This window comes from Vibrio sp. R15-SG3-ISO1A, from assembly GCF_059833955.1.
In genome coordinates this window covers 142,346-157,235 of sequence record NZ_JCBDGH010000030.1, presented here as the reverse complement: position 1 = coordinate 157,235, position 14,890 = coordinate 142,346, and the positions used below count along the sequence as shown (strand labels likewise).

Here is a 14,890-nt window from a genome sequence, read left to right as displayed (position 1 = left end):
CGGTATGTAAGAGGTGCCCCTAAAACTTCGAATGCAAATGCGCTTGTTCTAGAAACAACGTCTTTAACTCTTCAGTTAGCTCAAGTTCAGGGCTAAATTTTATGCCTAATTTATGCCCCGACTTTTCCTTGTTGATACTGACAATCGAGTATTTGGGCGGCTTAGGCAAGGTTTTCGATAGGTCATTGTGCAACTCTATGGCGCTGCTGGTGGAGAGTTCGTTTTCACCAGTAATAAACACCGCACAGCCTGAAACAGATACATCGACGATCGTTGCCTGATAGCTGACGTTGTTTGAGCGTATCTCGACAGGCATATGAACAGAGAACCGTTCATGATCGCGGATGGTTTTGGTGGCGAAATGACTAGGCTCACGGACGCACAACATGTGGCAAGGTTGATTCAGCTTGCACATCACAGACGATTTAAACGCAACCACATGACCGAGTTTACTGGCGGTGATTCCTCGAACAATCACTTCAGTGTTGGTCAATTTTCGCATGATCAGCGCTTCGGCGGCCTTTTGAGGAAAATCTAAAACGAAGAATTGAGATTCTTTATGGCCAATGTAGCTCGATGTAAAGCTAAACTCATCGTTGGGGCCAAAATTGAGTGTGACAGACAGCTTCACGCCGGGTCTAAGCAGTGTGTACAGTTCGTCGAGCGTTTCGTGGGTGTGAGTCATAGGTATCATGTAACCCTGTATCAGGTTTCTTGTTAATCACTATAATGAAACCTGATACATAATAAAGCCGCAATCGCGAAAAATATGACACCGATTTGTGAAGCTATTACACAGCGCCCTCATAAATAGGCGTATCCTGTTTGCAATGACAAATCGCAATATAGTCACTGATGGCGTCAATTTGCTCTTGAGTGCACAATAAATGCAATTTTGAGCGGCGCGTCAGTATGTCGTCTGCTTCATACCCCATCTCTGTGGTGATGAGAAAATCGATTTCTCGTTGATAGACACCTTGCGCAAATTTCATTCCCAAGTCTTGCTCTTTTTGCGCATTACCAAGAAGTAAGAAGACGCGCGAACCATAGGCTCTTAACCAACGCTTGAGTGTATATGAATCGAGATAGGGAGCCTTGGTCTGAAGTGCGGACTTCGCATCTTTCCAATCAAAATCTAAACCACCCGGTAAAGGTGTCTCTGCTGTCCAAGCCGGTAATACCTCCAAATATTGACTGAGCTGCTCCATTGCCGCTTCAGCCAGTTTTCGATAAGTGGTCAGTTTCCCGCCAAAAACGGACAGTACAGGCGCATCGCCATTACGCCCATCGATAGATAGCGTGTAATCACGAGTGATGGCTTGGGGTGAGTCGGACTCATCGTCACACAGTGGTCTTACGCCGCTGTAGTCTGAAATGATGTCTTGAATCGACAGTTGGTGACGAAAATGTCGGTTTACTACGTCGAGGAGGTAATGTTTCTCTTCATCGGAGATCGCGACCTTGCGTGGATCTCCTTGATATTCGACATCAGTGGTCCCTATGATTGAAAATTTCTCCATGTATGGAATAACGAAGACGATACGTTTATCTTCGTTTTGCAGAATATATGCTTGAGGTTCATCGTGAAGTTTTGGCACGATGATATGCGACCCTTTAATCAGGCGGATGCCATAGGGCGAAGTAACGTTCGCTTGCTGAGTGAGAAATTCTCTCACCCAAGGACCTGCTGCATTAACCAGTGTTTTACTTAGACGCTCGTGTGCGACGCCGGTGCGTTTATCGTAGAAAGTGACGCGCCATAAGCCCTTGTCTCTGACTGCTGAGGTCACTTCACAATAGTTGCTGACTTCGGCACCATTTTGTTTCGCGTGGAGAATATTCTCAATTACCAAGCGTGCATCATCCACCCAGCAATCGGAATACTCAAAACCGGTCTTTATGTCGGCCTTGGTAATGTTCTGGTTGTCGAGCATGATCTTTTTGCTTGCGGGTAGGGTGGTTCTTTTGCCAATGTTGTCGTAAAGAAACAGCCCAATTCGGATCATCCAAGCCGGCCTTAAAAATGGTCGATGCGGTAAGCGAAAGCGCATTGGGAACGCGATGTGTGGGGCTTTCTTGAGCAACACTTCACGTTCGGCGAGCGCTTCCGAAACTAAACGAAACTCGTAATGCTCTAAATATCTCAGCCCGCCATGAATCAGTTTTGAACTCGCAGAAGAGGTCGCACCGGCAAAGTCTTGAGCCTCATATAGCCCAACCTTTAACCCACGGCCTGCTGCATCCGCAGCGATGCCCGCACCATTGATTCCGCCACCAATGACGATAACGTCCAATGGTTCATGGGGGGAGTGTGTCAACAAGCTTGCGTCCATTAATTTTCTCCAAAATGCTCATTCGCTCATTATTGTGTTCATTTAATCACGAAAAAACAGGTTCGAATAGAGATAAAATGAAAAAAGTTTGAATATGATCCAATCAGACTATCGAACGAATGAAAAAAACCTCGGCTGAGCCGAGGTCCTAAAACTTTTCATCAATGCGTGGCGTTTATTTTCGGGCGAGTTTTTGATGGGCTCTTGAGAAGTGATCCGCACAGAATGCGCCGACAATGGAAAGCTCACCCGCCAGGCAAAGTGCGGCGGCCATTTCAGCGAGCGCTTTTGCGTGGCCAGCACCATACAGCCCGAGGATTTCCAAGCAGGCTCTTTGGCTCGGCAGGCCAGTCCCACCGCCAACGGTACCCACCATCAAGTTTGGCAGTGTGACGCTAGCATAGAGGTCACCTTGTGAGTTGACTTCCATTCGAGTCATTCCGATGGCGGATTCAGCGACGCAGGCTGCATCTTGACCACATGCGATGTACAAAGCCGCCAGTGCATTCGCATAGTGGGCATTGACGCCAATACTGCCAGACAACGCAGCACCAGTTGTGGTCACTTGTCCAAAGCGAGCCATTTTTTCTGGCGTCGTATGCAAGTAGCGTTCAACCAGTGCCCGTTTTATCGTGACTTCTGCGGTCACTTTTTTGCCTCGTACATGGCGTAGAGTGTAGTTATTGGCTTTTTTATCCCCTGACAAATTGCCGTCGAGAAACGCTTCTTTGGGTTCTATGGGGGTGGTCTTGAGGATGTGGTGATAAACCTCATTGGTCGCGATAGTCACCATGTTTTGCCCACTCGCGTCGCCCGTGTGGTATTCAAACACCAAGTAGACGTGGTTCCCCTCAATATTGACATTGATATCATGCAACTTACCGTGAGAGGTCGTGGTCTCGGCAATGTGTTTGAACTGTTCATATTGGGTGGTGACCCAAGCGACAAACTGGCCCGCCTCAGCCAGTGTTTCAAATACAAACACCGGCGTGCGTGTAACGCCTTCGTTGAGCAGCATTGCGCTGGCCCCGCCCGCCTTAGTGATCAACTGAGCGCCCCGGTTGTATGACGCGACAAGAGCGGCTTCGGTGGTCGCCAGTGGAACCAAATAGTCGTCTTGTGCGTGTAGGCCATTTACCCGCAACGGGCCGGCGATGCCTACCGGGACTTTTACCGTGCCGATGAAGTGCTCGATATTGCGGTCAAAAATGGCACAATTTTGCTCAGTCTGATCATCAAGCAACAATGAGCGGTCGGTGAGCGCCGAGAGTGTTTTCCACCGTTGGTTTAGCGCTTTCTCGGAGATGTAAGGGCTCGGCGTCAATCGGCGTGACGGTTTTCCTTCTCGAGGCGCAAGTTGTGAGGTTAAGTCATACTCCTCGTCTTGCGTCTGGAAAGGCGTGTAGGTGTTCGGGGCGGCGTGATTCATTTTGGGCATAGTGATAAACGTACAAAAATAGTGATAAACGTACAAAAAGTGTTAGGTATTCTAACGGGGTGAGGTTTGAACTCAATACCGCATCAAGAGGCAGCGAAACAGGATAGAAGAAAATGGGCAACTGGCTGCGCGAATTGGCCTTGGGACAAGGTCTTACACATGGATATCTAATAAGGTTCCAATCATATCTTGATCGCGTTGAATGACATTCGTACCGATTTTGCTGTATTGCTCCGCTTGTGTCAGCTCGGCGAGCGGCTGGATGTGGTCAATTACCGGTGCTTTAAATTCGACCTTATTGAAATCGAGGGATTTGTCTTTAAGTGGGATCGGGGCATTGGTCTGGTTGTTGATCTCGAGCGCAGCCTCTTCAGCCATGCGAGATGACTGGTCGATGATATGATAGCCAGATTGTATTGCTGAAACAGACATAAGCGCCTCCACTTACTCTAAGCTTAAGGTGTCTGCCTGCATTGAGCAAGTTTGATTACGAAAAGAGGCTTGTGATCATATCCAGCTCATCATCTGAGATAATCGATTCACTCGGATGATCCAATTTGGCGTTGATATCGCCAAGAAGTGCGCGTAACTGCTGAGGTGATAGGCTCTGCAGCTGCGTGCGGATAATCTCAAATTGTTGTGGTGACATATTATTAACCCCACTTAGCATCATGTGCTCAAGTTCAGTTGTGAAAGAGATGTCTCCGTTCATCGTCTTACGCCTGTGCGAAAATTCATACAAATCGTAAGGAATTATGCTGTTTTTTTGTCCGAGTTTTGTCAGGAAAAGTTAGATGACAGCAATTTCATGACTCTGTATTAGTGGGGCTTATCACTCTTACGCTGAATTTATTAGTCAGTGAATGCAACTCAGGAATCATTCGATAGATTAGGTGCAGCTGTTGCAACACGAGACGCACCGAATTATCGTCTTCTTCACGCCACTCACTTAGCCTAGAGGTAATCGTCGGATCTTCCGTAATCGCCATGTTTTCCGTAATCACAATGTCTTCAGCGTAAGGTTTACGATTTAAACGCATGCGCAGCAGTTCAAGATGCTGGTGAATCAGCCGGTGGGTATCCAGAATCAACACATGCGTTTGCTCGTTGTCGATGCGGGTACGGTGCGCGCCTAACGCTGAGACATAACTCAGCAGCGCATGGTTCAAGGTTAAAAAGCGGAAACTCTCATCTACGGCGCTTCGATAGCGCCCAGGCTCTGCTAGCATGGTCGATATGGCGGCAGTGAGGTTCGCATCACTATTGTGCGCCGCTCGTCGAGCGATTCGGTAGGCCAGGTTGTCTTTTTTACCCACGCGATATTGGCCAATGATTTGGGCTAAATATGCTTGATTCGCAGCGATAGCTTCGGCCATCACGGTGTGCAATCGTTTAGACTGCCAATCTGGGAGAATATACGCCACCGCGCCAACGGCCAGTAAGCAGCCTATGATCGTATCCGCGAGACGAGGGAGCACTACCGCGTAGCCTTCTCCTAGTTGGTTGAAGCTAAACAGAACTAAAACGGTAATAAAGCCTGTCGCGTAGCCATAATTCGCCAAACGAAAGGCAAAGAAGGCGACACCCGATGCGACAATCAGCACCAACTGACTCTCTTGCGAGGGGAAAAAACTCAGCAGTGGCACACCAACCAAAAGACCAGCAATGGTACCGACCACACGGCCAATCAGTTTTTGTCGAGTCGTGCTGTAGTTGGGTTGGCAAACGAACAAGGTGGTGAGCAAAATCCAGTAGCCATGGTCAATATCAAACGCTTGGATGATGCCGTAACCCACCGTTAATGACAGAGACAGGCGTAGCGCATGGCGAAACAGAATCGAGTCACTGTTGAGGTTGGATTGTACCCGCTGCCACATCGATTTGAGCGTGTGCGCTTCGGTGTCATCCAATTCATCCTCTTCGGGTTTTGTGGTGTCTGGGTTGCTGACGTTGGCGAGCAGTTTTTCCACCATGGCTAAGTTGTTAAACAAGTAACCAAGCTGCGCGAGCAGAGGTTTCCATGTGGGGTGATTTTGCGCTTGGAGGTGCGCCAATGAGTTTTGCAGTTCATCCAGTGCGATGACTGAATCCGTATCGTGTTGATACGCTTTGCCAGTCATGATGGCTTGACTGATGCGCTGACATGCCTGTTTTTGCGTGTCAATAAGGTGTTTGAAACGAAACAAAATATCGGAACGCTCAAAGTGTTGCGCTAATTCTTGGTAACGATAGTGGCTCGAACTTAACCGCTCATGGATATCTTGCGCAATAAAGTAGATATTAAGAAAACGGTCGCTGGCGCTGTCCACATGGCCACGTTTTGAGCGGCTGAGCAGCGTCGATTTGCACTGATTGAGCGCAGTGACGGTCGCCGCATTGCGTTTGGCCTCTTCGATACGCATCGGTTGTGGATTCAAATTGGTCACTGGGTGAAACAATTGGCTTTTCAGATCCAGGTAATGGCTGAGTTGATAAAAAACGGTAGATAAACTTTGTTGTACCGGTTGCAGCGGCCAAATTGCAAACCAAACCATAGAAACCAGGAAATACCAACTCGCACCAGTAAGCAGTAATATCGGTTGGAACCAACTATCACCACTTTGGTCAATGCCGAGCATGGTGTAGATAGCGATCAATAACGAGCCAAAGGCGATACTTGCGTAGCGACTACCGATTGCGCCAAGCATGATAAAGCCAAATGTCGAGGTGAACAGCCCCAGAGCGAACAGCCAAGGCGTATCAAACAACAGCTCTATTGAGAAGGTGGCGATGGTGAAACAGATCAAAGTAAGGGTAATCGACTTTAACCGCCCAACAAAGCTGTTGTCGGTTTCAGCCAGCGCCGCCGCGATGATGCCAAGAATCAGTGGGACTAATAGCGTCTGCTGCTGCCAATACCAGGCAGGCACTACCGCGCCAAGCAGCGTGATTAAAATCAGTAAACTGTTATTAAACGTTCGGTTCACCCACAGGAGGCGAAGTTGGTGCAAATAGGGCACGGGCGTCTCTTCTTGGTTAGCTTTGGGGTAAACATTACCACCGACTCTATGGTAACTAACTGATCGAGGTAATGAAATAGGTCTGTTCGATGCGCAAATGACCCGCCCAGCCCTTGACTTATGTAGCAAGGTTCTGAAAAGTAGGGGCATCGCATTAACGTTTAGAGTTTGCGAGTTGATTACTGACGCCAAGGAACCTTGTGACATGCAGTTAAGTGCATCCCCATCCGCTACATTTTTTACTCAAAACGAATACCACCACGTCGAACTGGGCGAGCAGGAGTTGATTCTACGATCCGAAACGAAAGAAACACGGGTGCCTTTTCGTGTTTGGGATGGGCGAGTCAAAGTCAAAACGGGGATTGTATGGAGTGGGCTTGAGTTTTACAGCCACATTGATGGCGGTAAAGAGCGTCGTTGGATTGTTCAGGGCCTTAGCCCTAAAGCGTGTCGGCAATTCGCGCTGCACGCGGTGGCCAGTTATGAGCAGTGGCACGCCACTCAGTGCCAGCAGCTCAACCAGTATGTGCCAGAGTGGGAAGAGGCAATCGATCGTCAATTGCGTCGACCTACGTTCTTAAGGCAGTCGATGTTAGCTGCGTGGAATACGAAAGTGATGGACGATTTAGCTTGCATGCGCATGACACTTGAAGAAGCTGAGTTGCGGATGCCAAAGCGCTTAGCGCCACTGCTACCGTGGATTGAAGAGACACAAACGTCACTCCAAGCGCGCAATCATCAATGGATGGAAACCGAACTTGGGAATTGGGAGGTACTGTTTTCACGCATCGAGTCCTCGCCGCTTAACCTCTCTCAACGCCGAGCGGTGCTACTCAATGATGACAATAACCTGATTTTAGCCGGCGCGGGTTCGGGTAAAACCAGTGTATTGACGGCGCGAGTGGCCTACTTGCTGCAAAGTCATTTGGCGCAAGCCGATCAGATTTTAATGCTGGCGTTTGGTAAAGACGCCGCGAGCGAAATGAAACAGCGCCTTGAGAGTAAAATTGGTCTCAGCGCTGAAGGGGTGGAAGTCAGCACATTTCATAGTCTAGGACTGAAAATATTAAATGATGTTGAATCCCGTCGCGTTGAGATTTGTCCCGTTGCGGTGGACGATAAGTTGCGTCACGGATGGTGTGTCGACTGGTTGAAAAAGCACTGGATGACGCCGACCAACTTTAAGCGTTGGCAAAAACATTTGGTCAAGTGGCCCATCGCCTATTTGGCCGGGGATGATGAGTTAGGCAGTCATGTTGAAAACCCTAAACTCATCGCATGGCTAGAGAAACAGTTGAGTCAATTGGCTGCAATGGGTGTATCGAAGAAAGAGCTGCAGCAGCGATTGGTTGAGCACCCTGACTACACTCGTTTAAATAGCGAACTCTCTTTGGTGTGGCCTTGTTATCAAGCTTGGCAGCAGATGCTGAAAGAGCAGCAGCAAGTTGACTTCAATATTATGATTTCAAGAGCCGTCGACTATGTGAAGAAGGGCAAATTCCGCGCGCCTTGGAAATACATCATGGTGGATGAGTATCAGGATGTCTCTCCCGCACGTCTTGCTTTGATTGAAGCGCTGTGTACGCAAGTTGAACCCCATGAAGAGGAAGATGGCTGCGCGTTATTTGCCGTTGGCGACGATTGGCAATCCATCTATCAATTTGCTGGATCTGATGTTTCGTTGACGACGGGGTTTAGTGAACGCTTCCAACATGCGACCATTCACTATCTCGACACCACTTACCGTTTTAACAATCAGTTGGGCGCGGTTGCCAATCGATTTGTGCAGCAAAATCCACAGCAGTTGCAAAAATCACTCAATAGCCACAAACAACAAAAGAGCAAAGCGGTGACACTGGCACCTGCAGGTCAAGTGGAAAAAATCCTTGATCAACTGGATCGTAACGCCAAGCAAACAACCCAAGTGATGTTACTCGCCCGAAATCACTATCATCGCCCTGAACTGCTCGACGATTGGCAGAAACGGTTTCGACAATTGTCGATAGAATTTATGACATGTCACGCGAGCAAAGGACGTGAAGCCGACTTTGTGATTATATTAAATGTGGATGAAGGGCAGTTTCCAGCTCGAGTTAAAGCGCTCCATTTGGATGGCGCCTTGACACAATCACAAGAAAGCTACCCGTTTGCAGAAGAACGGAGACTGTTCTACGTCGCGCTTACACGCGCAAAGAAAAAGGTTTGGGTAACCTTCAACGGCAGCGGTTCGAGTTTTGTAAAAGAGCTGCTTGAAGAGGATTACCCGGTCAGTATTGTGAAATAGCACCGCGAGGAGTGGCCGATGGAATTTTGTATTGCGCTCACCACCACCAACAGTCAAGCGCTTACTGAGCGAATCATAGATGCGTTACTTAAAGAAAGGCTTGCCGCTTGTATTCAAACCATGCCCATTGAGAGTTACTATGTCTGGCAAGAGCAAGTGTGTCGTGACAACGAAACCTTACTGGTGATCAAAACGACTCAGAGCAACTACGTTGAAGTCGAACAAAAGGTGGTGGAGTTGCACGATTACGACACCCCGCAAGTCGTGCAAGTGCCCATTGTCGATGGTTTCAACCCTTATCTCAGTTGGCTTGAGGCAAACACTCGTCGTTGAACGGTCATCAGAGCGAGTGCGCTTAACGCGCCCAAGGTGTCCATCAGCATGTCTTTTTGCGCATCCCATATATCACCTTGGGAACCGAGAAAGGCGATGCCCTCATCGCCACCCGCCAATTCAGCGTACCACCACTCAATGATTTCATAGCCCGCTGCCAGCGACATCATTGAGAATAGGGCAAAACACGCAGACAGCCCCCACGGTAGCTTGCGTTTTCTCATCAGGTATTCCGCTATCGGATAGGCGTAAAGGCCGATAGAGAAATGGGCAACGCGGTCAAAGTGATTTCTCTCAGAGCCAATGAGTTGGTTGAACCAGTCAAAGGGGACCTCAGCAAACGTATATTTTGCACCAATCGTGTGTAATACCAGCCAGACGAACATCAGAATGTAGGCCGTATGGCTAAACACGTAGCGCTGGGATAACCACCAAATAATCGCCAGTATCGCCACGGCAGGCACAATTTCAGCCAACCAAACATGAATTGAACTTGGGTTAACAACAGAAAATAGAAACACTGCACTGTAGATTGCAGTGAGAAACTTCAGGGTTTTTAGGTGTGTTGTACGCATAGTCGCTTACGGTTTGATTGATATGCTACTGTTTTACCATTAAATAAAACACTGTTCAATTGTAACTTTCACTATGCCGATCTCGCTTTATGTTGAAATTCCGCTGTGCTGCACACTCTTCGTGCAAACACTTACGTTACCTGGAGTCAACATTTGATTTACCTCTAGGAGGCACATAGAATCGAGTCAAATTCTAATAACGAGTAAAGAAAGCATGAAACTGGATACCGTCGATTACCTTGCTGACGATGCCGCAGAGCAATTTGTTCAATCCCTGAGAGAGACCGGCTTTGGTGTGTTAAAAAACCACCCAATTCCGCAAGAGTTGGTCGAGTCAATTTACGAGAATTGGTACCAATTTTTTACCTCAGAGCGCAAAAATGATTTCCACTTTAACGTCGAAACGCAAGATGGTTATTTCCCGCCTAGTGTCTCAGAGGTCGCGAAAGGCCATACAGTAAAAGACATTAAAGAGTATTTTCACGTCTATCCTTGGGGGCAGATTCCGGAGGAGCTCAAAGCGCAAATTCTTGATTACTACCAGCGTGCAGACAGATTTGCCCAAGAGCTGCTCGGCTGGGTTGAAGCTCATGCGCCGAAAGAGGTACAGGAGAAATTCTCGATTGCGCTTTCTGAGATGATCAATGGTAGCCAGAAAACCTTGCTACGCATTCTGCATTACCCCCCAATGACGGGCGATGAAGAGCCTGGCGCCATTCGCGCAGCGGCCCATGAAGACATTAACTTGTTGACCGTATTGCCCGCCGCCAACGAACCGGGCTTGCAAGTGAAAAGTAAAGAGGGTGAGTGGATCGATGTGCCTTGCGATTTTGGCAACCTCATCATCAATATTGGTGATATGTTACAAGAAGCATCCGGTGGCTATTTCCCATCGACCACGCATCGCGTGATCAATCCAACCGGTGCTCGCCAAGAGCACTCACGCATTTCACTGCCGCTCTTTTTGCACCCCAAACCTGAGGTCGTGCTGTCAGAGCGTTACACCGCCGACAGCTACTTGATGGAACGCCTACGTGAGTTAGGGGTTATCTAACCCTATCAAGCGGATGAGAATAGAGTCGCCTTTGGTGGCTCTTTTTTTCGCACAGAATAACAGTTGTTGTCTGTTTTACTCGACAAATGGTTGAGGATCCATTTAAGTAAAAGAAAAACGGTGAAGGATCCTATGGGTAATCAGCAAGCACTCGCGACGTCGTTTCAGCAATACATGGAAAACCCTCTGCTTTGGCCAATCCTCGAAGTGCTACGCAAAAAGCCGTCGGGGTGGAAGGTACACACCTTAGCGGCTCATCTTGGTGAACTCGGTTATATGCCTGAGTTGGATCCTTTGCCAGAAAAAGATCTCTTTAAACGCAATTTCTTGATGATGAACGCCCTGTACCAACTGCAAGAGACGCTTTACCCAGATAATTGGCTGCAAGTCCAGGCGATGAATATTGTGCTTTTACCGACGCTACAAAGTCATGGTTTTGCGATTGATACCGATGATCCTTTGCGAGATTACTACACCCAGTGGTCCAATTATGAAGCAGAAGAGGGCGAAGTGAAGCGTCTGCTGAATGAATTTTGGAGTCGCTATCAGAGGTTTCTTGGGGGCAATCATCATGAAGATATGGACCGCCGCAAAGCACTGTCACTATTTGAACTGCCTCAAGAGGCGACACAGACAGAGATACGAAAAACGTGGCGTAAGTTGGCGCTGAAGTGGCACCCTGATAGAGAGAATGGCAACAGCGAACGATTCCGAGTACTGTGTGAAGCGTGGAATGTACTTCGCCAGTAAAAAGGGATTCTAAGCAGCCAAACCGTGGACAGCAAACCAAGCGGCTGCTGTCCATATTGTGACCGTGTCACATATTCAACGTTTTATTGACCTTTAAACTGCGATTTGCGCATGCGGTTGAGCGCGGCCATGACGTCCAACACTCGCGGTTTGGCAAGGTCACCTTGATTGGGCATAGTGTGATGCCACTGGTCATTGAGCATTTGTGCCACGTCTTTAGCAGGGTTGGCAGACCAACCAGGACGCTGAGCCAACTGAAACCACAACCAGCCAATCGCGTTCACTTCTGAGCTCGATTCCAACTGCTCAAGAGCCGAAAGATCGGTAAACTCTTTGCCAAAACGCAGTGAATCGACGCCTTTCGCCGCAACGCGAAACTTGCCGTCTGCCAATACCGCTTGCAAAGCAGAGCAATTCAATTTACGAGGACGGAAAGTAGCGAGCGCTGATTCGGCTTCATTTTGACGCGTGGTTGGGTGCTCTTGCGTAACAAGTTTCGCTTTTTCGGTCACGTCGATGGCTTGGTAATCGTGCATTTGAATCACGGTATCCGCCACATCTAGGTAATCGCCTGAGCCCCCCATAACAACGATGGTTGAGATGTCCAATTCATCACGTAACTGGCCAATGCGATCGACCAAGGGCGTGATCGGTTCGTCACCTTTTGCGACCAAAGCCTGCATGCGCTCGTCACGAATCATGAAGTTGGTGGCTGAGGTATCTTCATCAATCAGCATCGCTTTAACGCCAGATTCAATAGATTCTTGTAACCATGCTGCTTGAGAGGTCGAACCGGACGCGTCTTGGGTTGAGAAATGAGCCGTATCTTTGCCCATCGGTAAGTGGTTGATGTAGTTTGACAGGTTCAAGTCATGCACGCAGCGCCCGTCTTCGGCGCGGATTTTCATCACTTCGCTGCTGGTGACGACCCATTCTCTGCCATCGCCGGCAATGTGGTTGTAAATAGAGCGTTCGATAGCGCTCAGTAGCGTCGATTTGCCGTGAAAGCCGCCACCAACGATCAATGTAATGCCAGCCGGAATGCCCATACCTGACACCGCACCGTGATGAGGGGTATGGAACGTCACTTCAAGCGACGGCGGCGAGACAAACGCGACCGCTTCTTTCATTGGCAAGTCAGAGTTACCGGCCAAACGCGGCAGCACGGCGCCATTACCAATAAAGGCGACTAAGCCACGTTCATCCAGTTGATCTCGAATCGCTTGTTGATCTTCCACACCTTGGCAATGTGCAATCAGAGCGGCTTTATCTAACTCGCGCTCAATCGTGGCACGACGGATAAATTTAGGTAGGTGAAAGGTGAGGAGGTTAAGCGCTTTTTTTCCAAGGACACTGCGTCCTTCTGCGGGTAAATTAACCCGAAAACGCAGCTCTATGCCTTCGTCAGTAAACATCACCGCAGTGGAATCCATCACAGTTTGACCCGTTAGGGCGATGCTGATGAGGTTTTCTTGTTTTGCCAGTTGAGCAAAGGTGCGGGCGATAAAGTCGCGTGCCGCAATTTGATAGACAGCAGATTGCTCACGTAGCCAGTCTAAGCCGGTCAACGACCAAGGGCGGAGTGCGCGCACTCGTGATGCTGACGCATGTGGGTCGGCTTGAACGTAGTCGATGTGAAAGGTGTAATCGCCAAAGTCGTATTGACCTTTGATTTGCTGATAAGCGCGATAGTTCTGCTTTTCGATTTTTTTAAGGGTGGCGGTTAACTGATCCATGACTGGCTCACTATAGAATTTTGAAAGCGTGGATTATAGAAACCTGTCGGCGCAGAGTAAAGGTAAACTACCGACGAATAAGGTGCGTGAGGTCAGTGGAGCATAGCGCACTCGCCGCGCGAGGAAGGCACGGCGAGTAGGGGAAGTTACGCCTCTTTTTTTTCGATAAATGGGGCTAAATCGACATCAGCGTGATAATCAATGGCATCAAATCCAAAACCATTCAAATTGAGAAACTCCTGCTTGTAGCCTTGATAGTCACCAAGCTGTTTGAAGTTATCTTGGTTCATCTCTTTGAGTAGGAGCGCCACCTCATCCTGAACGGGCTTGGCCAATTCTAGATCGTCAATACGTATCAACCGTTCCCCATCAACCTCTACTTTTGCTTGATTGTAGAGCTTGCTTGCATAGAGCCGTTGCATTTGCTCGATGCACCCTTCGTGCACGCCTTGCGCTTTCATCACTTTGTAGAGCGCCAAAAGGTAAGGCGTTAAGCCAGGGATAAACACACTTGCCTTAGTGACCAGTGCCTTGCACACACAAGCGAATGCGCCGCCATCGAAATTGGCTAATTTCAAATTTAATGAATGGCTAGTCTGATGCAAATCGACTTTGGCTCTTCCAAGGGTGCCATCAAGATAGATAGGGTGGGTGATCTCAGGCCCGATGTAAGAAAAAGCAAGCGTTTGACAACCTTGGGCAATCGATTCTGAGTTGATTAAGGTATCCACCCAGGCTTCCCAATCCTCGCCGCCCATCACTTTTTGTGTATGATGCGCTTCTTCTTCCGTTGCGGGCTCTAATCGGGTGTTGATCCACGCATCGTGCTCGAGATCGATCGTTGCACCGGTAATCGGTTCAAACATTGGCTTAATGGCTGAGCGCCACACTTCACCGGTGTCAGGGTTAGGCCGCAGGCCGCTGGCGACACTGTAGACTATTAAATCGACTTCCCCTTCAAAATAGGTTTCTATCGCTTCAACGACTTCGTTCTTGATCGCTGAAGAGAACGCATCGCCATGAATATTTACCGCGATTCGTCCTGCCTTTTCAGCATGCTGTTTGAAGAAGTAGTCATTGAAGTAACCTGCGCTGCCTACGCCTTTTTCACTTGGGCCACGTTCAAAGGAGACGCTGATGGTATCGGCTTGAGCCCCGCCAAATGTCAGAGCGATACGCGATGCCAAACCAAACCCTGAAGAGCCACCAATGATTAGCACACGTTTTGGTCCGTTTTTGATCGGCTCTGCTTGTTGTACGTATTGGATTTGACGGAGGAGAGCTTGTTCACAGCCGTAAGGATGCGCACTGCGAGCTACCACACCTTGTATTACTGGTTCAATTATCATGAAACTTTCCTTAGAAACGGACGTTGTCTGATTAACCTA

At 48.6% G+C, this 14,890-nt stretch carries 13 protein-coding genes; 4 read left to right on the top strand and 9 right to left on the bottom strand.

Annotated features, from left to right (window positions below; translation table 11 throughout):
- Positions 1 to 19: 19 nt before the first annotated feature.
- From AC6R0L_RS03975 to yccS, 6 genes are all read right to left on the bottom strand, one after another.
- The gene (locus AC6R0L_RS03975; RefSeq protein WP_500625296.1) at positions 20 to 685 is read right to left on the bottom strand and encodes a PilZ domain-containing protein; all 666 of its coding nucleotides are present in this window, start codon (positions 683 to 685) and stop codon (positions 20 to 22) included.
- Positions 686 to 791: 106 nt separating this feature from the next.
- Positions 792 to 2,333, bottom strand: a complete 1,542-nt coding sequence (gene glpD / locus AC6R0L_RS03970) for a glycerol-3-phosphate dehydrogenase (RefSeq protein WP_500628302.1) — start codon at positions 2,331 to 2,333, stop codon at positions 792 to 794.
- A gap of 175 nt (positions 2,334 to 2,508) precedes the next feature.
- Positions 2,509 to 3,771 carry a hydroxymethylglutaryl-CoA reductase gene (locus tag AC6R0L_RS03965; RefSeq protein WP_500628301.1) on the bottom strand — a complete coding sequence of 421 codons (1,263 nt, stop codon included), beginning with the start codon at positions 3,769 to 3,771 and terminating at the stop codon, positions 2,509 to 2,511.
- 153 nt (positions 3,772 to 3,924) lie between these two features.
- Entirely contained in the window at positions 3,925 to 4,203 is a 279-nt protein-coding gene (locus AC6R0L_RS03960) for a hypothetical protein (protein ID WP_500628300.1), read from the bottom strand.
- A gap of 55 nt (positions 4,204 to 4,258) precedes the next feature.
- Entirely contained in the window at positions 4,259 to 4,483 is a 225-nt protein-coding gene (locus AC6R0L_RS03955) for a hypothetical protein (protein WP_334551826.1), read from the bottom strand.
- 94 nt (positions 4,484 to 4,577) lie between these two features.
- A complete protein-coding gene (gene yccS / locus AC6R0L_RS03950) occupies positions 4,578 to 6,770 on the bottom strand; it encodes a YccS family putative transporter (RefSeq protein WP_500628299.1) in 2,193 nt (730 codons plus the stop codon).
- Positions 6,771 to 6,975: 205 nt separating this feature from the next.
- On the opposite strand from yccS, the gene helD reads away from it, so the two are divergent.
- Positions 6,976 to 9,054, top strand: coding sequence for a DNA helicase IV (gene helD, locus AC6R0L_RS03945; protein WP_500628298.1), 2,079 nt, complete (start codon positions 6,976 to 6,978; stop codon positions 9,052 to 9,054).
- A gap of 18 nt (positions 9,055 to 9,072) precedes the next feature.
- Positions 9,073 to 9,387: a divalent-cation tolerance protein CutA gene (gene cutA / locus AC6R0L_RS03940; protein ID WP_500628297.1), complete on the top strand. Its 315-nt coding sequence runs from the start codon at positions 9,073 to 9,075 to the stop codon at positions 9,385 to 9,387.
- On the opposite strand, the gene AC6R0L_RS03935 is transcribed toward cutA, so the two are convergent.
- Entirely contained in the window at positions 9,351 to 9,962 is a 612-nt protein-coding gene (locus tag AC6R0L_RS03935) for a DUF2238 domain-containing protein (RefSeq protein ID WP_500628296.1), read from the bottom strand. The genes cutA and AC6R0L_RS03935 overlap by 37 nt on opposite strands.
- 214 nt (positions 9,963 to 10,176) lie before the next feature.
- Here AC6R0L_RS03935 and AC6R0L_RS03930 point away from each other — a divergent pair, with 214 nt between their 5' ends.
- Positions 10,177 to 11,016 (top strand): isopenicillin N synthase family dioxygenase, encoded by an 840-nt coding sequence (locus AC6R0L_RS03930; RefSeq protein ID WP_500625304.1) that lies wholly within the window; start codon positions 10,177 to 10,179, stop codon positions 11,014 to 11,016.
- Positions 11,017 to 11,148: 132 nt separating this feature from the next.
- Positions 11,149 to 11,766, top strand: a complete 618-nt coding sequence (locus AC6R0L_RS03925) for a DNA-J related domain-containing protein (RefSeq protein WP_334552201.1) — start codon at positions 11,149 to 11,151, stop codon at positions 11,764 to 11,766.
- An 83-nt stretch (positions 11,767 to 11,849) separates the two neighbouring features.
- Here the strand turns inward: AC6R0L_RS03925 and AC6R0L_RS03920 are convergent, their stop codons facing one another.
- Positions 11,850 to 13,502 carry a P-loop domain-containing protein gene (locus AC6R0L_RS03920; protein ID WP_500628295.1) on the bottom strand — a complete coding sequence of 551 codons (1,653 nt, stop codon included), beginning with the start codon at positions 13,500 to 13,502 and terminating at the stop codon, positions 11,850 to 11,852.
- Between the two features lie 146 nt (positions 13,503 to 13,648).
- Complete coding sequence (fabV, locus tag AC6R0L_RS03915; RefSeq protein ID WP_500628294.1) at positions 13,649 to 14,851, bottom strand: enoyl-ACP reductase FabV; 1,203 nt, start codon at positions 14,849 to 14,851, stop codon at positions 13,649 to 13,651.
- Positions 14,852 to 14,890 lie beyond the last annotated feature (39 nt).